The 18,512-nt window shown below is 69.1% G+C and carries 14 protein-coding genes and 1 tRNA gene; 6 read left to right on the top strand and 9 right to left on the bottom strand.

The genetic code is table 11. The features are described 5' to 3' along the window. Positions 1-103 precede the first annotated feature (103 nt). Positions 104-838 (top strand): class E sortase, encoded by a 735-nt coding sequence (locus tag H1D24_RS05815; protein ID WP_181656271.1) that lies wholly within the window; start codon positions 104-106, stop codon positions 836-838. A gap of 98 nt (positions 839-936) precedes the next feature. On the opposite strand, the gene H1D24_RS05810 is transcribed toward H1D24_RS05815, so the two are convergent. The 7 genes from H1D24_RS05810 to H1D24_RS05780 all read right to left on the bottom strand — a co-directional run bounded on the left by H1D24_RS05810 (position 937) and on the right by H1D24_RS05780 (position 10,381). Then, a complete protein-coding gene (locus H1D24_RS05810) occupies positions 937-2,013 on the bottom strand; it encodes a restriction endonuclease (RefSeq protein WP_309484212.1) in 1,077 nt (358 codons plus the stop codon). A 219-nt stretch (positions 2,014-2,232) separates the two neighbouring features. Further along, entirely contained in the window at positions 2,233-4,227 is a 1,995-nt protein-coding gene (pknB, locus tag H1D24_RS05805) for a Stk1 family PASTA domain-containing Ser/Thr kinase (RefSeq protein ID WP_181656269.1), read from the bottom strand. A 170-nt stretch (positions 4,228-4,397) separates the two neighbouring features. Beyond that, complete coding sequence (locus H1D24_RS05800) at positions 4,398-5,846, bottom strand: peptidoglycan D,D-transpeptidase FtsI family protein (protein WP_181656268.1); 1,449 nt, start codon at positions 5,844-5,846, stop codon at positions 4,398-4,400. Continuing rightward, complete coding sequence (locus tag H1D24_RS05795; RefSeq protein WP_181656267.1) at positions 5,843-7,273, bottom strand: FtsW/RodA/SpoVE family cell cycle protein; 1,431 nt, start codon at positions 7,271-7,273, stop codon at positions 5,843-5,845. Before H1D24_RS05795 ends, H1D24_RS05800 begins: the two co-directional genes overlap by 4 nt. Positions 7,274-7,299: 26 nt before the next feature. Next, positions 7,300-8,835 (bottom strand): Stp1/IreP family PP2C-type Ser/Thr phosphatase, encoded by a 1,536-nt coding sequence (locus H1D24_RS05790; protein WP_258563841.1) that lies wholly within the window; start codon positions 8,833-8,835, stop codon positions 7,300-7,302. A 120-nt stretch (positions 8,836-8,955) separates the two neighbouring features. Beyond that, positions 8,956-9,468, bottom strand: a complete 513-nt coding sequence (locus tag H1D24_RS05785; protein ID WP_181656266.1) for an FHA domain-containing protein FhaB/FipA — start codon at positions 9,466-9,468, stop codon at positions 8,956-8,958. Between the two features lie 10 nt (positions 9,469-9,478). After that, complete coding sequence (locus H1D24_RS05780; protein WP_181656265.1) at positions 9,479-10,381, bottom strand: FHA domain-containing protein; 903 nt, start codon at positions 10,379-10,381, stop codon at positions 9,479-9,481. A gap of 1,003 nt (positions 10,382-11,384) precedes the next feature. Between H1D24_RS05780 and H1D24_RS05775 the strand changes: the two genes are divergently transcribed. Beyond that, positions 11,385-11,468 (top strand) — tRNA-Leu (locus tag H1D24_RS05775). Positions 11,469-11,917: 449 nt separating this feature from the next. On the opposite strand, the gene H1D24_RS05770 is transcribed toward H1D24_RS05775, so the two are convergent. Beyond that, positions 11,918-12,571, bottom strand: coding sequence for an FMN-dependent NADH-azoreductase (locus H1D24_RS05770; protein WP_181656264.1), 654 nt, complete (start codon positions 12,569-12,571; stop codon positions 11,918-11,920). A gap of 206 nt (positions 12,572-12,777) precedes the next feature. Here H1D24_RS05770 and H1D24_RS05765 point away from each other — a divergent pair, with 206 nt between their 5' ends. The 4 genes from H1D24_RS05765 (at position 12,778) to H1D24_RS05750 (ending at position 16,831) form a co-directional block, all read left to right on the top strand. Then, positions 12,778-13,149 carry a winged helix-turn-helix transcriptional regulator gene (locus H1D24_RS05765; protein ID WP_181656263.1) on the top strand — a complete coding sequence of 124 codons (372 nt, stop codon included), beginning with the start codon at positions 12,778-12,780 and terminating at the stop codon, positions 13,147-13,149. Between the two features lie 505 nt (positions 13,150-13,654). Next, positions 13,655-15,070 carry a DUF2252 domain-containing protein gene (locus H1D24_RS05760; protein WP_374064167.1) on the top strand — a complete coding sequence of 472 codons (1,416 nt, stop codon included), beginning with the start codon at positions 13,655-13,657 and terminating at the stop codon, positions 15,068-15,070. Positions 15,071-15,227: 157 nt separating this feature from the next. Then, on the top strand, positions 15,228-16,235 hold the full coding sequence (locus tag H1D24_RS05755; protein WP_309484211.1) for a hypothetical protein: 1,008 nt from the start codon (positions 15,228-15,230) through the stop codon (positions 16,233-16,235). A gap of 248 nt (positions 16,236-16,483) precedes the next feature. Then, positions 16,484-16,831 (top strand): rhodanese-like domain-containing protein, encoded by a 348-nt coding sequence (locus H1D24_RS05750; protein WP_181656261.1) that lies wholly within the window; start codon positions 16,484-16,486, stop codon positions 16,829-16,831. Positions 16,832-16,987: 156 nt separating this feature from the next. Here the strand turns inward: H1D24_RS05750 and H1D24_RS05745 are convergent, their stop codons facing one another. Continuing rightward, positions 16,988-18,121 carry an acyl-CoA dehydrogenase family protein gene (locus H1D24_RS05745; protein WP_181656260.1) on the bottom strand — a complete coding sequence of 378 codons (1,134 nt, stop codon included), beginning with the start codon at positions 18,119-18,121 and terminating at the stop codon, positions 16,988-16,990. Between the last annotated feature and the right edge of the window lie 391 nt (positions 18,122-18,512).

Below are 18,512 nucleotides of genomic sequence, written 5' to 3'. Positions count from 1 at the left end.
CAGCACCGCATGCGCAGCCGACCGATGCGTAGGCGATGATGCATGCGCCGCAGCAGACACACGAGTTGCCTTCACCAGCACCTGATACAGACGGGGCAGATCAGTGGTAGCCACGACCGACCGCGACGAGCGCACCGGGGCGCCCGCGCCCGCACGACGACGCCGGGCCTCGGGCCGCATCGCCACAGCGGTCAGCGTCTTCGGTGAGCTCCTCATCACCGCGGGCCTCGTCCTCGGCCTCTTCGTCGTCTACTCGCTGTGGTGGACCAACGTCGTCGCGGACCGTGCCGCGGACAAAGAGGGCAACAAGGTGCGGGACACCTGGTCGAAGGACACCGGCCCGGGCGCCCTGGACACCAAGGACGGCATCGGCTTCCTGCACGTACCGGCGATGAAGAACGGCGAGGTGCTCGTCAAGAAGGGCACCTCCCCGAAGGTCCTGAACGACGGCGTCGCCGGCTATTACACGGACCCGGTGAAGTCCGCCCTGCCTCAGGACGCCAAGGGCAACTTCTCGCTGGCCGCGCACCGCGACGGGCACGGCGCGAAGTTCCACAACATCGACAAGATCAAAAAGGGCGACGCGATCGTCTTCGAGACCAAGGACAAGTGGTACGTGTACAAGGCGTACGCGGTCCTGCCCGAGACCTCGAAGTACAACGTGAAGGTCCTGAGCCAGGTCCCCAAGGAGTCGGGCGTGAAGAAGGCGGGCCGCTACATCACGCTGACGACCTGCACGCCCGTGTACACGTCCACGTACCGCTACATCGTGTGGGGCGAGCTGGAGCGCGTCGAGAAGGTCGACAGCGAGAGGACGCCGCCGGCTGAGTTGCGCTGAGGTGACTGGGGTCCTGGTAGGACCCCAGTCACCTAGGATGACGGAGGCCCGAAGCCGCAACTACGACTTGCGGCTTCGGGCCTCTCCTTATGTGGTGCCTACCGCAGTGCCTTGAGTCGCACGCCGGCGCTCCATGCCTCCAACTCGTCGCGGGCCACGGTGATGACCCCGCTCAGATCGGCGATTGCTCGAGCCTCCGGGCTGAAGTTGCAGGTGGCGACGAACAGGGCAATATCGACGCGGTCGATGGCGCGTGCGGCGCCCGCGAACTTCTGCATGTCGGCACTTGGAACGGACCAGCGGCCGGTGCGGTTCTTGCACTGGACGGCCACCGTACGCCCGTCAGCTGTGCGTGCGCTGATGTCGATGCCGCGGTCATTGCGGGCCTTCCGTACGACGACGTCTGTGCAGCCGTCACGACGCAGCAGGTCGGCGACGTGGTGCTCGAAGGCCTGCCACGTCATGGACTGGATGGACGCCCTGACGTCGTCCGCTGGCGTTTCTCCTTCCAAGGCGCTGATGCGCCGGTGGTGCCAGCACAGCTTGCGCTCTACGGCTTCGATGTCCTCGCGGAGTGCGATGAGCTCGCGGCGGTGCTCGCCGGAGCTCTCGATCAGGGCGTTGAACATCGGGACGATGGTCTTGCCGAGGATGTGTGTGATGCGCTGGTCGATGCGGGTGTCGAGGGCACTGGAGTGGCTGTCGACGGAGTTGTCCACAGGCTGCGTGCGGACCAGGTACTCCATGTCGAGCAGGTAGGTACGCACCTGACGTGCGACTTCCCTGTCACGGAGCAACATGGCGATGTTGAGGACGGCGCGGCGGGAGTAAACCGCGATGGCTCGTGTACGGGACTGGATCTGACAGACCTCCTTGAAGGAGGTCAGTTCTGGACCTGTCAAAACGCGGTACCCGTTGGCAGTCATCTCCTCCCGGTGGTCGACCACCAGAGATTCGATTGCCTTGATGCCGACCTGGAAGTACGCGGCAACCATCGCCGTCGTCACATGCATGCCGTCTGGCAGCAGTGACAGTGCTTTTACCCTGTCGAGCACTTCCGTGCGGTCCAGCACGCTGTCGCGCAGGGATTTCGACTCCAGCAGAGCTGTTTCGTTGATCACGCTCGGTCTCCTTCTTCTACTCGCGTGGGGTCGCTGGCGCGGCCCGAGCGGCACAGCGCTCATAACCCAGCCATCCGCTCAACGAGTCGTGAAATATGAAGACACGACTGGGATGCGGGTGGGTGTCCAGCGTCGGCGGGAGGGAGTCCGTGAGTCCGGTCGACTGGTGCGTGCAGAGGACGTCGACAACAAGCGGACGCCGCCGGCTGAGCTGCGCTAGCCGGCGGCGTCCGTAGGCGCCCTGTGCGGGCGTTCAGGCGGTGCTGAGGAGGGTCAGTACTCCTCGTCGCGGGTGGCCGTGCCCGTCGGGCCTCCGAAGAAGCCTCCGTTGCCGTTTTCGCCGTTGCCGCCCTGGTCCGCGGCGACCAGGTTGACCGGGGTGCCCTTGGCGACCTGGCTGCCAGGCTGCGGGTCCTGGGCGAGAACGATGGCGTTGTCGTCCTGGGAGCCGCTGATCGAGCCGGGCTGCAGGCCCACGTCTGCGAGGGCCTTCTTGGCGTCCTTGAGCGACATCTGGGTCACGGTCGGGACCGCGACCACCTCCTGCGCGGGGGCCTTGGCGATCTGGATGGTCACCGCCGAGCCGGGGTCGACCGAGCTGCCCTTCGCCGGGATCGTCTGGATGACCTTGCCCACCTCGACGGTGGTGCTGTCGACATCGGTGCAGTTGCCCGTGAGGTCGCTGGCCTCCATCTGCTGCTTGGCCTCGTCGCAGGTCTTGCCGGTCACGTCGGGGACCGTGACCTGCTCCTTCTCCTCGGCGACGGTGAGGGTGATGGTGCTGCCCTGCTCCACCTCGGTGTCGCCTGCGGGGTTCTGGTCGATGACGATGCCCGGCTCTCGGTCGGACTCCTCGGTCTTCTTCTCGACCTCGAAGCCCTTCTTCTCGAGCTGGGCCTCGGCCTTGACGAACGTCAGGCCCTGCACGTCGGGCACGGCGACCTTCGGCGCACCCTTGGACACGACCAGCGAGACGGTGTCGCCCTTGTTGACCTGGGTGCCGGCCTTCGGGTCCTGGCTGCAGACGTTGCCCTTCGGCTGGTTCTCGCACTCCTCCTGCGTGATGTCCAGCTTCAGATCGACGTTCGTCGCCATCTTCTCGGCGTCGCTCTTCGTCTCACCGACGAAGTTCGGGGCCTTGAACGGTTCGTTGCCGGCGTCGGTGCTGCTGAACGCCCACTTCCCGATCAGGATCGCCCCGACCAGCACCAGCAGGCCGGCCACCACCAGCAGAATTGTGGAGGTGTTGCTCTTCTTCTGGCGGCGGCGGTCCGGGCGCTCGTCGTAGCCGTAGCCGTCGTCGGGGTTCACGGGCGGCATCATCGACGTCTGGCCGGCGCCGTGCTGCGGGCGCAGCATCGCGGTCTGCTGGTCGTCCGGGTGGCCGCCGTAGCCGACCGCGCCGAGGGCCGCCGTGGCCGCGACGGGCTGGCCGTCGAGGCAGGCCTCGATGTCGGCGCGCATCTCGTCGGCGGACTGGTAGCGGTAGTCGGGGTCCTTGACCAGTGCCCGCAGGACGATGGCGTCCATCTCGGGCGTGATCTCGGGGTCGAAGACGCTCGGCGGCTGCGCCTCCTCCCGTACGTGCTGGTACGCGACCGCGACCGGCGAGTCGCCCACGAACGGGGGCCGGACGGTCAGCAGCTCGTACAGCAGGCAGCCCGTCGAGTACAGGTCGGAGCGGGCGTCGACCTGCTCGCCCTTGGCCTGCTCCGGGGAGAGGTACTGGGCGGTGCCGATGACGGCGGCGGTCTGCGTCATCGTCATTCCGGAATCACCCATCGCACGGGCGATGCCGAAGTCCATCACCTTGACCTGGCCGTTGCGCGTCAGCATGACGTTGGCCGGTTTGATGTCGCGGTGGACGATGCCGTTGCGGTGCGAGTACTCGAGGGCCTGGAGGATGCCGATGGTCATCTCCATGGCGCGCTCGGGCAGCAGCTTGCGCCCGGAGTGCAGGAGCTCCCTCAGCGTCGACCCGTCGACGTACTCCATCACGATGTACGGGATCGAGACCCCGTCGACGTAGTCCTCGCCCGTGTCGTACACCGCGACGATCGCCGGGTGGTTGAGCGAGGCGGCCGACTGGGCCTCCCGGCGGAAGCGGGCCTGGAAGGACGGATCGCGCGCGAGGTCGACCCGCAGCGTCTTCACCGCCACGGTGCGGCCGAGCCGGGTGTCATGCGCGAGGTACACCTCGGCCATGCCACCACGGCCGAGCACCTGGCCCAGCTCGTACCGGCCGCCGAGGCGACGCGGCTCTTCCATAGCTACCTACCAGCCCTCTCCGTCGGTCCCGACCGCACCCACGTGTGGTCCGGCGGTGTGCTGTCCGGGCATACCGTACCTGGCTCGCCGTGCTTGACCTGGCCGAGAACGTCACCCGATACAGGACCGGTATCGCAACGTGCACCGTTGTGAAGGCGACGTGACCGGGTTCACTTCTTTCTGTCGATCACTGCCTGCATCACGGCCTTGGCGATGGGGGCGGCCAGACCGCCACCAGAGATGTCGTCACGGTTGGCGCTGCCGTCCTCGACGACGACGGCCACGGCCACCGGGGAGCCCTCGCTGGTCTTCGCGTACGAGATGAACCAGGCGTAGGGCTTCTCGCTGTTGTTGAGGCCGTGCTGCGCGGTACCGGTCTTGCCGCCGACGGTGACGCCGGGGATCTGGGCGTTGGTTCCCGTGCCCTCGCTGACGACGGTCTCCATCATCGACTGCAGCTTCTGCGCGTTCTCCTTCGAGATCGGCTCGCTCAGCTTCTTCGGCGTGTGCTGCTCGATGGTGTCGAGGCTCGGCGCCTGGAGCTTGTCGACCATGTACGGCTCCATGAGCGTGCCGTCGTTGGCGACGGCCGCGGCGACCATGGCCATCTGGAGCGGCGTGGCGCGGTTGGAGGCCTGGCCGATGCCGCCCATGGCGTTCTGCGGCCGGTTGTCCTCGGGGTAGACGCTCTCGACGGCGCGGACCGGGACGAACTGCTCCTCGTTGAAGCCGAACTTCTCGGCCTGCTCGATCATCTTCTTGTTGCCGACGTCGTCGCTGAGCTTGCCGAAGACCGTGTTGCAGGAGTCCCGCAGGGCCACGCGCAGCGTCGCGTTCAGGCATTCGCCGTGCTCGTTGGTGAGCTTGTCGGTGGACAGCGGCAGCGGCCAGGGGTCCGGGGAGTCGGTCTTGGCGTCGATGTCCGTGACCTCGCCGTTCTCCAGCGCCGCGGCGGCCGTGACCACCTTGAAGGTGGAGCCGGGCGGGTAGGTCTCGCGGAGGGCGCGGTTGAGCATCGGCTTGTCCGCGTCCTTGTCGAGCTTGTCGAACTTGTCGCCGTCGTTGAGGCCCGCGAAGACCGACGGGTCGTAGGAGGGCGTGGAGGCGAGCGCCAGGATCGCGCCGGTGGACGGGTCGATGGCGGCGACGGCACCCTTCTTGCTGCCCAGGCCCTCGAAGGCCGCCTTCTGGGCGGCGGCGCTGAGGGTGGTGACGACGTTGCCGCCCTCCTTCTTCTTACCCGTGATCATGTCGAGGGTGTTGCGGAAGAACAGCCTGTCGTCGTTGCCGGTGAGGATGCCGTCCTCGACGCCCTCGAGCTGGCTGGTGCCGACGATCTGGGAGGCGAACCCGGTGACGGGGGCCCACATCTCCCCGTTCTTGTACGTCCGCTTGTAGTTGAGGTCAGTCCCGGTCGTCTCGACGGAGTCGGTGATGGACTTGCCGTCGACGATGATGTCGCCGCGCGGAGAGGCATAGCGCTCGATGGTGACGCGGCGGTTGTTCTTGTCGGACTGCAGTGCGTCCGCCTGGACGTACTGCAGCCAGTTGTCGCGGATGAGCAGGGCGAGGACGAGGAGTCCGCAGAAGATCGCGATCCGGCGCAGGGGCTTGTTCACGGGCGGACCACCTGGGTCATCTCGGCGTCGGGGTTCGGAGCGGGGGCGGGCGCCGGTCGCCGGGCGGTGTCGCTGATGCGCAACAGGATGCCGATGAGGGCCCAGTTGGCGATGACGGAGGAACCGCCGTACGCCAGGAACGGCATCGTCATACCGGTCAGCGGGATCAGGCCCATGACGCCGCCGGCGACCACGAAGACCTGGAGGGCGAAGGCGCCGGACAGCCCGATGGCGAGCAGCTTGCCGAACGGGTCGCGGGCGGCGAGGGCGGTGCGCACGCCGCGCTCCACGATCAGGGCGTACAGCAGCAGGAGCGCCATGACGCCGGCCAGGCCCAGCTCCTCGCCGAAGGTGGCGAGGATGAAGTCGGAGTTGGCGGCGAACCGGATGAGCTCGGAGTGCCCCTGGCCCCATCCGGTGCCCAGCGTGCCGCCGGAGCCGAACGCCCACAGCGCCTGCATCGCCTGCTCGGAGTGACCGGCGACCCCCTGCCGGCTGAGCGTGTACTCGCGCATCGGGTCGAGCCAGGCGTCGACGCGCTGCTGGATGTGCGGTTCGAAGGACGCCACGCCGACGGCGCCGACCACGGACATCAGCAGACCGAAGACGATCCAGCTGGTCCGCTCGGTGGCGACGTACAGCATGATGACGAACATTCCGAAGAACAGCAGCGACGTACCGAGGTCGGTCTCGAAGACCAGGATGAGGATCGACATCGCCCAGACGACGAGGATCGGTCCGAGGTCGCGGCCGCGCGGCAGGTACAGACCTATGAAGCGGCGGCTGGCGAGGGCGAGGGCGTCGCGCTTCACCATCAGATAGCCGGCGAAGAAGATCGCGAGCACGATCTTCGCGAACTCACCGGGTTGGATGGAGAATCCGGCGACCGAGATCCAGATCCTCGCGCCGTAGATGTTCTGGCCGAGTCCCGGCACCAGCGGCAGTAGCAGCAGGAAGAGCGCGCCGACCATGGAGATGTAGGTGTAGCGCTGCAGGACGCGGTGGTCCTTGAGGAAGATCAGCACCACGATGAACAGCGCGATGCCCATCGCCGTGTACATCAGCTGCCGGGGCGCGGCCGTGCCGGCCTGCTTGATCGACTGCAGCAGCTCGGACTGGTCGAGGCGCCAGATGGCGACGAGCCCGAGTCCGTTCAGCAGCGTCGCCAGTGGCAGCATCAGCGGGTCCGCGTACGGCGCGAACTTCCGTACGACGAGATGGCCGACGCCGGCCAGGAGGCCGAGGCCCAGGCCGTAGCCCATCAGCCCGGTCGGTACCTCGTCATTGATGGCCAGGCCGACGTTGGCGTAGGCGAACACCGGGATGACGACGGCGAACACCAGCAGTGCGAGTTCGGTGTTGCGCCGGCTGGGCGCGCCGATGGCGCCGATCGTTGACGTGTGGTGCGTCGACGTGTTCGTGCTCATGGTGTGACAGGGCCCCTCACGGCTGCTTACTGCTTACCGCACAGCGAGACCAGCTTCTGCTCTTCGTCGGAGAGGCTGGGGCCGGGTGTCGGAGTGGGTGCGGTCGTGGACTTGTCGGATGCGGACGCCGACGGGCTGGGGGTGGCCTTGGTCACCACCGAGGTCTGGGTGGTGGTTCCCGTGGTGCCACCCGCCTCGCCCTCGCCGGTCTTGGCGTTGTCGCTCTCGGCCTTGCGGCGCTCGTCGTTCTTCTTGCACGCGGACGCCTGAAGGGCCAGCTCGTCGATCTTGTCGCGGGCGTCGCTGAGGCTGCCCTCCGCGATGGTCGCCTCGACCAGCTTGCGCTGGTAGGGCGGCAGGTACTTGAGTTCGATGTCGGGGTGGTCCTTCTCCACCTTCGACAGCGAGACCCAGGCCAGATCCTGGCTGATGCCGCGGTACAGCGCGACATGCTCGCCGTTGGCCCCGACGTAGTACTGGGTCTGCGTCCAGCGGTGGCCGCCGTACAGGCCGCCGCCGATGACCGCGAGAGCCAGCGCGGTGTAGAAGGATCTCTTGAGCCACTTGCGGCCCCTGCGCGGCTTGACGAAGTCGTCGTCCGTGTAGGCGCCGAAGTCGGGCTGGGGAACGTATCCGGTGATGTCGCCGCTGCCGGGCGGGCCGAACTCGCCGCCGGCTCCGCCCTGTCCGGGCGCCGGACGGCCGAGTCCCGATGCGCGGCCCGCGGGGGTCTGCATCGCGCTGTTGTCGTGCAGATGGTGCTGGTTGTGCTGGTTCTCGGCGACCGCGCCGACCACGACGGGGGTGTCGGAGAGCTGCGCGGCCAGGGTGTCGCCGCTGTCGATGTCGAGGACGTCGGCGACGATCACCGTGATGTTGTCCGGGCCGCCGCCGCGCAGCGCGAGCTGGATGAGCTCCTGCACGGTCTCCTGCGGGCCCTGGTAGCTGGCGAGGGTGTCCTCCATCGTCTGATGGCTGACCACCCCGGACAGGCCGTCGGAGCAGATCAAGTACCGGTCTCCGGCGCGGACTTCACGGATCGACAGGTCCGGCTCGACGTGGTCGCCACTGCCCAGCGCGCGCATCAGCAGGGAGCGCTGCGGGTGGGTGGTGGCCTCCTCCTCGGTGATGCGGCCCTCGTCGACGAGCCGCTGCACCCAGGTGTGGTCCTGTGTGATCTGCGTCAGCACGCCGTCACGCAACAGGTACGCGCGCGAGTCGCCGACGTGTACGAGCCCGAGCCGCTGCCCGGTCCACAGCAGTGCGGTCAGGGTGGTCCCCATGCCCTCGAGCTGGGGGTCCTCCTCGACCATCATCCGCAGCTGGTCGTTGGCCCGCTGCACGGCGGTGCCCAGCGACGTGAGGATGTCCGAGCCCGGGACGTCGTCGTCGAGCGTGACGAGTGTGGAGATCACCTCGGAGCTGGCGACCTCGCCGGCGGCCTGGCCCCCCATGCCGTCGGCGATCGCGAGCAGACGGGGACCGGCGTAACCGGAGTCCTCGTTGCCCTCGCGGATCATGCCTTTGTGCGATCCGGCGGCGAAGCGCAGTGACAGACTCATGCGCACCTCGCCCGTCGGCTCCGGGTACATCCGCACGGTGCCCACCCTCCGGTCGGGAGCGCGCCGGGGCCCTGGGTGTGGACCGCCGCTGCTCGCTCGCTCCGCTCGCTCATTGTCGTACTACTTCCGCAGCTCGATGACGGTCTTGCCGATGCGGATCGGCGCGCCCAGCGGAATCGGCGTCGGCGTGGTCAGCCGCGTCCGGTCGAGATACGTGCCGTTGGTCGACCCGAGATCCTCGACGATCCACTGGCCGTCACGGTCGGGGTAGATCCTGGCATGCCTGCTGGACGCATAGTCGTCGTCCAGCACGATCGTGGAGTCGTGTGCCCGGCCCAGCGTGATGGTCTGTCCCTGCAGCGCCACCGTGGTACCGGTCAGGGTGCCCTCGGAGACGACCAGCTTGGTGGGGGCGCCGCGGCGCTGGCGGCCGCCGGCGCTCTGCTGGCGCTGCTGCGGCGGCGCGGCCTGGCGGGCGGCCTGCTGCGGCCGCCCGGCGTCACGGCGCGACCCGCGCTGGGTGACGCGCGTACCGAACAGGTCGCTGCGGATGACCTGCACGGCCACGATCACGAACAGCCACAGTACGGCCAGGAAACCCAGCCGCATGACCGTGAGGGTCAGCTCTGACATTGCCCCCGCTTCACCCTTCGGCTTGCCGGTAAATGATGGTGGTGCTGCCCACGACGATCCGCGAGCCGTCGCGGAGCGTAGCGCGGGTGGTGTGCTGCCCGTCCACCACGATTCCGTTGGTGGACCCGAGATCCTGGATCGTCGAGGGCGTTCCGGTCCGGATCTCACAGTGCCGGCGCGAGACGCCGGGGTCGTCGATCCGCACGTCGGCGTCGGTGCTGCGGCCCAGCACCATCGTCGGGCGGGAGATCTGGTGGCGGGTGCCGTTGATCTCGATCCAGCGCCGCACCTGGGCGCCCGGCAGCGGGCCGGCGGTCGGCCGCTGCCCCGCGGACGCGGGTCCGGACGCGGGGCCGGACGCGGGTCCGGACGCGGGTCCGGGGCGGCCGGGCGGTGGTGTGGACGGCATGGGAGGAGCACCGGCCGGCTGCTGCGGGTACCCGCTTGCCGGCCCTGGGTAGCCGTAGCCACCGCCCGAGGCTGCACCCCGGCCACCGGCTGCCGGGCCCGCAGGGGCGCGGCCGGGAGCCTGGGAGGTGCTGGAGGCGAGCGTGCGGCTGCGCACCCGGTACAGACCCGTGTCGAGGTCGTCGGCCTTCTCCAGGTGGACCTTGATCGGTCCCATGAAGGTGTAGCGCTGCTGCTTCGCGTAGTCGCGGACCATGCCGGACAGCTCGTCGCCGAGCTGTCCCGAGTAGGGGCTCAGGCGCTCGTAGTCCGGCGCGCTCAGCTCCACGATGAAGTCGTTGGGGACGACGGTCCGCTCGCGGTTCCAGATCGTCGCGTTGTTGTCGCACTCGCGCTGCAGAGCGCCGGCGATCTCGACGGGCTGGACCTCGGACTTGAACACCTTGGCGAAGGTGCCGTTGACCAGACCCTCGAGACGCTGCTCGAACTTCTTCAGGACTCCCATGGGGCACCTCCTCCTTCGATGTCGCCCTGGTACTGCTTACTGATCGTATCCACGCGCCGGTAAATCGGCTGGTTCCCCTTGTCTGCCCGGACCATGAGTGTCGACCCTCACAAGACATGCCCTGGCGGAGGAGCCGGGATCCTTCCGGGCCTCCTCGAAGGCCGATTCCGGACACCGGCCGGACCTCGTCGGGGCACCTGTGCGGCCTCCTCCTGAGACTCGTGCCGGGGCTCCCTCTCCACCTCGGGGCTCCCCCTTGAACTCCGCTCTGAACTCCTCGGCGAACCTCTCCGCACTCCTTGCCGAACCGCTCCGGTGAGGCTCGGTGAAGTTCTCCGTTGAACCTTCCCGACAAGGGATCGTAGAGGGGGCCTGAGAACAGTGTCCCGCACCCGGCTGTGGACCTCGGTCACTGCCGGGGGTCCGGGCCGGGACCGGTACGAGGTTGGTACGCGGCCGATGCGGATCCGCTGCCGATCCGGCACCGATCAGGCACCTGTCCGGCACCGCGGGAGTGCCTGGCCGTGCAGTGGCAGTGCCGAGGCGGTGCAGATCCGGTGCCGCGCCAGTGCTGATCCGGTGCCGGGGCGGGTGTCGGCACGACGACGGCGGTCGTCCTGGGGGCGGGGCGGTCGTCGGGGGGAGCGGGCAGGTCGCCGCGTGGACGAGTAGAGGTGTCCGGGGGTGCTGGGCGGCCGGTGGTTGACGGGCGCCGGGGAGGGCGGGGTCCGGGCCGGCCTCCGTCGGGACGTGCAGCCGGGCCGGGTGCGGTGTGGGCTTGAGAGTGCGGTGTGTGCTGGAGGTACCCCTGGTCCGATACCTCTGGTCCGAATACCCCTGGTCCGGTGCCGTGCGCGGCGTACGCGACCTCGCGATGCGCCGGGATCCGGTCTCACGGCTGCTCGCGGATACGGATGTGAATCCACCCTCGGCAGCGTGCTAATCTTCTGGATGTCGGCAGGCGCTCGCACCGAAAGCGCGGGACCGCACGACAACACCCAATGCGCGGGTGGCGGAATAGGCAGACGCGCTGGATTCAGGTTCCAGTGCCCGCAAGGGCGTGGGGGTTCAACTCCCCCCTCGCGCACAACATGAAGCGGGTCCCCGCCAGAGACGAAAGTCCTGGCGGGGACCCGCTTTTTGTGTTGTATCTCACTGTGGTGCATGTCGCTTGGCAGGCAGTTGCTTGGTGGCAGTCGCTTGGTGATATGCCCGCTGTGGCCGTCTTGCGTGGCTGTGTCGTACGGCTGTGTCTGTACTGCTGTGCTGCTGTGCTGCTGTGTCGTACGGCGCCGCGGCGCGGGTGCCCCGCCTGGTGCGCGGCAGGGCTCCGCGGTGACGTATCTCACCGCTGGGAGCGTCGTCGATGTGTATGCCTGCCGGGGCCCGCCGGTTCGGGAGGGCCCCGGTTTGAGCGACTGCGGGCGTGCGGCCGGCTGCGGCCGGCCGCAGGTCGACGGCGCTGTGGATCAGGCGGCCGCTGGATCAGACGGTCTGGTGCATCAGGCCGTCTGGTGTATCAGGCAGCCTGGTGGATCAGGCGGCGGCGACGCGCTGGACGAGCGTCTTCGCCTTCGAGGCCGCGTCGTTCAGGGCCTTCTCGCGGGACGCCTCGGCGAGCGGGATCAGCTCCGCCATGGCGGGGTTGGAGTGCGCAAGCGTCAGCTCGGGGACGATGAAGTCGACGTCCATGCCGAGCATGTCCGACAGCAGAGCGCCGATCAGGTTCTGCACGTACTCGAAGCCCTCACGCGGCGTGCCAGGGGCGTACGAGCCGCCCCGGCTGGCGACGACGGTGACCGGGGTGCCCTTGACCGAGGACGTCTCACGCGCAGTGCGGCCCATGATGATCACCTGGTCCAGCCAGGCCTTCAGGGTCGACGGAATCGTGAAGTTGTACATCGGGGCGCCGATCAGCACGGCGTCGGCCTGCTCCAACTCCTCCACCAGCTTGATGCGCTCGGCGTAGGCCGCCGCCTGCTCGGGGGTGTGCGTCGCCGGGTCGGCGAAGGCAGCGGAGGCGCCGGCGCCGTCGAGATGGGGTACCGGGTTCGCGGCCAGATCCCGGTAGATCACCGTGCCTTCGGGGTGCTGCTCCTCCCACGCCTTGCGGAACGTGTCCGTGACGGTCCGGGAAGCGGAGGCGGAACCGGGGAAAACAGACGAGTCCAGATGCAACAGGGTGGCCATGGGGATCTCCGTGGGTAATGCCCCGCCCGGCGGGCCGGGCGGATGTGGCGATGAGTTGTGAGCGGAGTGGGAGGGATCGCGAGCGTGAGGCGGCATGGGCCTGCCGCGTCGCCGCTACCGACGCACTGCCACTCCGTGCGTAACTATGGATAACACAGGTCCTTACTTTTTTTCACCTCCGGAAGGTAAAGCAGTACTCTGGACTCATGGCGGTCAACGGGGTCCACAGCGAGACGGCGTGCAAGCGCGTAGACGAAGGCATCACGCGCGTATTCGAACTGCTCGGAAAGCGCTGGACCGGGCTCATCGTGTCCGTGCTGATCCAGCAGCCCGTCCACTTCGCCGATCTGCGGAGGGCCATCCCCGGCATCAGCGAACGCATGCTCTCGGACCGGCTGACGGAACTCGCCACCGCGGGGCTCGTCGTACGGGAGGTGTCCGAGGGACCCCCGCTGCGCGTCTCGTACCGGCTGACAGAGGCGGGTGCTGCGCTGGAGCCCTCGCTCAAGGAACTCGAGCAGTGGGCTGAGAAGCACCTGCCGGACGGCTCCGGGTGTCCGGGGGAGTCCCAGCAGTAGGGCGGGGAGACTGCAGAGGGCGACTGAACGGGCGGCTGCACAGGGCGGCTGAAATGGTGCGCTCTACAACCCGCGTAGGCCCTCAGTGAGTTCATCGCACCCGAGTTGTCCACAGCATGCCCTGGGTGCTGACGTGGAGTTGTCCACAGGTGCGGAGTTGTCCACAGGCTCTGACGCACTCTCGCCACCGGCGGTACGGTCATTGCCGGTTGATGTTCATCTGCACGTCGGTACGCGGTGCGTCCGCAGTCCGTAACGCCCGTATGTTCGCGCTTCGCGGGGGGTGTACGGCTTTCCGGACGCTGCGTACCGCCACTGCTGCAACCGCCGCAGAAGGCGGTGAGACACGGGGGAGGCGGTCGCCTTGACCGAGATCAGTACCGAAGCCGGGCTGGAAGCCACGGGCGTTCGCGGACGGCGCGTCGAGTCGGAACACGACGAGACGTCGCGCGACGAGACGTCCCGCGACGAGACGGCGGCGCGCGATGCAGCGGAAGCGCCGCAGCTGGGGGGTGGGCCTCGGGCGGCCCGGCTGCCGCGGGTGCGGGGATTCGCGGAATGGTCCGCGGAGGATTCGCCCGGGCATTCGCCCAAGCAGGAGGGCAAGGCACTGCGTGCGCGTGTGCCCCGGTCCTCACACGCGGAGTTCTCGGCCGACAGCGGTCGCCCGGACGCCGTCACCGCCGTCGAGGAGTCCAACCGCGGCAGGCTGGCGGACCTCACACCCATACGTGTCGGGCGGATGGCCGCAAGTCCCTTCGCCTTCCTGCGCGGTTCGGCCGGACTCATGGCGTACGACCTGGCGCGCACGCCCCTCACGGGCGTCGGCGCACAGATATGCGGCGACGCACACGCGGCCAACTTCGGGCTTTACGCGGACGCGCGCGGCGGCCTCGTCATCGACCTGAACGACTTCGACGAAACCGTGCACGGACCGTGGGAGTGGGACGTCAAGCGGCTCGCCGCATCGCTCGTTCTCGCCGGCCGTGAGGCGGGAGCGGATGAAGACACCTGCCGCAAGGCGGCCTTCGACGCCGCGGGCGCCTACCGGCGCACGATGCGGCTCCTCGCGAAGCTGCCCGTCCTCGACGCGTGGAACGCCATCGCCGACGAGGAACTGGTCTCCCACACGGACGCACACGACCTGCTCGGGACGCTGGAGCGGGTCTCGCAGAAGGCACGGAACAACACAAGCGGGCGGTTCGCCGCCAAATCCACCGAACCGACAGCCGACGGAGGACGGCGGTTCGTCGACGCCCCGCCTGTGCTGCGCCGCATACCCGACGCCGAAGCGGCCGCGGTGGCGGCCTCCCTCGGCGAGTATCTGAGCACCCTGTCCGTCGACCGTCTGCCGCTGCTGGCGCGGTACGCGATCCAGGACGTCGCGTTCCGGGTGGTCGGCACCGGCAGCGTCGGAACCCGCTCGTACGTGGCGCTGCTCCTCGACCACCGGGGCGAGCCCCTGGTGCTGCAGGTGAAGGAAGCGCGCCCGTCCGCCCTCCTGCCGCACCTGCCGGCCGCTGGCTTCAAGGTGCCGGAGGAGAACCACGAGGGCCGCCGAGTGGTGCTCGGCCAGAAGCGTATGCAGGTGGTCAGCGACATCCTCCTGGGATGGACGTCGGTCGACGGACGGCCTTTCCAGGTAAGGCAGTTCCGCAACCGAAAGGGCAGCGTGGACCCCGCGGCGCTGGCCGCCGACCAGCTGGACGACTACGGCCGCATGACCGGCGCCCTACTGGCCCGCGCCCACGCACACAGCGCCGAGCCACGACTGATAGCCGGATACTGCGGCAAGACCGAGGAACTGGACGAGGCGATCGCACATTTCGCGATGGCCTACGCAGACCGCACGGAAGCGGACCATGCGGGGCTGGTTGCTGCGGTGAGGGAGGGGAGGGTGGCGGCGGAGATTGGGGTTTGAGGGAATAGGGGGGTCTGGGGGCGGGACGGGGCGGGGCGGGGCGGGGGAGGGGGCGGGCCCCCTCCCAGCCGGGGGCGACAAACCAGATTCGGCGCTCCCCGCCGCTTCCCTTCGGAGCGCTGGCCTCCGTCTCGCGGCCGTGGCCTAGGCTGGACCGGTGACGACCCCGGAAGCCGAGATGACCCCGCCCGAGCCGCCTGCCCAGGAGCCGCGGGAGCGGGCTGGCGCAGGTGAGCGGTCCGGCACGGGAGAGCCCGCCGGTGTCGGTGGCCAGTCGGGTGCCGGCGAGCAGCCCGGTGGCGACCAGCAGCCCAGCGGCGATCAGCACCCAGATGCTGGCGAGCAGGCGAAGCAGGCTGGGAGCGGGCAGCGGGCCGGTTCCGATGGGCGGCGGCCCGAGGAGCGGCTCGAGCAGGCCGTGCGCAACGCTGAGCAGGCGTTGATCGAGTACGAGATCGCCGTCGAGACGTTCCGGGTCGAGGTGGAGAACTTCTCCCGGCTGCACCATCAGAAGCTCGGCCCGATGTACGCACGGCTGGACGAGCTCGACGCGCAGATCGCCGAGGCCAGAGCAGCCCGTACCGGTGATCCCGAGGATCTGCGCCGGGCGCAGGAGGCGCGGGCGCGGGTCATGCCGATGCCGGCGGTCGAGGAGCTGTTCCACGACTGGATGGACTCGGACGGGCTGCGGCCTGAGGCCGCCGCCATGCTCACCGATCAGTCGGTCAGGCCGCCGCAGCGGGTGCGCCCCAGCGACGAGGCCCGCAAGCTGTACCGCGAGCTGGCGCGTAAGGCGCATCCGGATCTGGCGGACGACGAGCGGGAGCGGGACCGGCGTGACGAGTTCATCTCGCGGGTCAACGCCGCGTACGCCCGTGGTGACGAGGCGTTGCTGAGGGAACTGGCCGAGGAGTGGGCCGCAGGGCCGGTGCCCGCGGAACGGCGGCCCAGCCCCAGCGAAGAGCTGTACGCCCGGCTCGAGTGGCTGGCGCAGCGCAAGGAGCTGCTCACCCTGGTCGCGCGTGAGCTGGAGGAGGGCGCGATCGGCTCGATGCTGCGGCTGGCGCCCGACGATCCGGACCGGCTGCTGGACGAGATCGCCGAGCAGCTGCTGGCCGAGGTCGCGGAGCGTGAGGCGGAGCTGGCGCGGCTGCTGGCCGCTTAGCGGATCCGGCGGACCAGCGGATCCGGCGGACCAGCGGATCCGGCGGACCAGCGGATCCGGCGGACCAGCGGATCCGGCGGACCAGCGGATCCGGCGGACCAGCGGATCCAGCGGATCCAGCGGATCCAGGGGACCAGCGGATCTAGCGGATCGTCTTGCGGGGCTGAGCCGGTGCCCCGATACGGCTCCCGGAACAGTGGGCGGCGCAGCCGTGAAGCGGTGGGGCGTGGTCAGGTAGCGTCGGGGTTATGCATTTCGGATCTGGTGTTCCCACGGTCGAGGTCGGCCAGCTTTCGGCCGAGGACTTCCTGCTGGACGTCCGCGAGGACGATGAATGGGAGGCGGGTCACGTCGAGGGGGCGCTGCACATCCCCATCAGTGAGTTCGTGGCCCGGTACGGCGAGCTGACCGAGGCGGCGCCGCAGGACGGCAGGATCCATGTCATCTGCCGGTCCGGCGGGCGCTCGGCGCAGGTCGCGATGTACCTCGTGCAGCAGGGCATCGACGCCGTGAACGTCGACGGCGGTATGCAGGTGTGGGCTGCCGCCGGCCGCCCGGTCGTGGACGCCAAGGGGCAGCCGGGCTTCGTGCTGTAGCGGGCCGCGTCGGCCGGCTGCACAAAGATCGCCCGCCGCGAGCTGAGACGGCTTGCTGAGTCGGGACTGTCCTGCCGCGAGCCGAGACGGCTTGCTGAGTCGAGACTGTCCTGCCGCGAGCCGAGGCTGCCTGGCGGGCCCGCGGCCGCCCGCCGATCAGCTCAGTGCATGGGCGGCGAGCAGATCACCCAGCGCTTCCTCGTGCGCCGCGGCCGGGCCGAGTGACAGCTCGAGGTGTTTGGCCCACGCGTGGTAGCGGTGCAGCGGGTAGTCGGTGTCGGCGCCGAAGCCGCCGTGCAGATGCTGCGCGGTCTGTACGACGCGTCGTACGCCGTCGGACGCCCAGATCTTGGCGACCGCCACATCGCCCGACGCCGGCAGCGCGCCGCCCGCGGCCGTGCTGATGCGCCAGGCGGCCTGCCAGAGGGTGGCCTCCATCGCGCGCAGGTCGATGTAGCGGTCGGCGGCCTGCACGGCGACGGCCTGGAAGGTGGCTATCGGGAACCCGAACTGCTCGCGTTTGCCGGTGTACGTACTCGTCATGGCCAGCACGCCCTCGCCGAGGCCCAGCGCCAGCGCGCAGGTGCCGGTGGCCAGAAGGTTCCGCAGCCACTCCCAGGCGCCCTCGGCCTCGATGACGTCGTGGGCGTTGATGCGTACGGAGTCCAGACGGACTTCGCCGAGGCGTTCGCCGCTCGTGGAGATCTGCTCGTAGAGGCTGATGCCTTCGTGGGCGCGCGGGACGAGCGCCAGCATGGTGCGACCATCGCCGGTGTGCGCGGGGACCATGATCAGGTCGGCCCCATGTGCCCAGGGCACGGCCGTCTGGACGCCGTCCAGGACCCAGGCGTCGCCGTCCCGACGTGCGGCGACGGCGAGTTCCGCCGGGTCGTGGCCGGTACGGCCGTTGGCGGCCACGGTCAGGACGAGATCGCCGCGTGCGGCGGGCGGGAGTATGTCGCGCTTCAGTTCCTCACCGCCGTAGGTGTGTACGGCGTATGCCGCGGCGCTGCTCTCCAGCAGCGGGACGCGGGCGAGCACCTTCGCGGATTCCCGCAGTACGAGGCAGAGGGCGATGGCGTCCAGGCCGGCCCCGCCGTACTCGGGTCCGACCAGCAGACTCAGCAGATCGCTGTCGGCGAGCCTGGTCCACAGTGCACGGTCGAAGTCCTGTGCGACGGGGCCCGGTGTGAGGGCCGGGCTGGGTACGCCGTCCGGCGTGACCCCGGCGAACACTGCTTTCGCCGCCTCTGCGGCCGCCTGCTGTTCCTCGGTGAAGGTGAAGTCCACGGCCTGTCCTTCCGCGATACGGCGACCATTGTGAGCGCGGGCACTGACAATCGATCTGACGGGGCGTCAAGATAGAACAGGTTCTACGAGAAGGGAACGGCGCGAGCAGATTCCGGATCCGCGCCCGTCCCCCACCTGCACCCTCCGGCCGGCGCCACCTGCCACCTCCGGCCGGCGCCACCTGCAACCCCTGGCCATCGGCCGGCACTGAAGGCCGCGTGCCGGACGGGACGAGGGATGTGAACCGGCGCCGTAAGGTGTCAACCCTGTGGACAACGTCACGGATCGCTGTGCCGGGCGGGCAGACCTGGGTACCGTCCGGTGCGAACGTCGCGACGAGGGCCAGGGTTCGAGGGCCCGAGGTCCGAGGGTCCGAAGGTCGGGGGCCGGG

This window comes from Streptomyces himalayensis subsp. himalayensis (assembly GCF_013778455.1).
Classification (GTDB): domain Bacteria; phylum Actinomycetota; class Actinomycetes; order Streptomycetales; family Streptomycetaceae; genus Streptomyces; species Streptomyces himalayensis.
The sequence above is the reverse complement of the archived record's forward strand: the minus strand, read 5'-3'. Positions and strand labels throughout refer to the sequence as shown.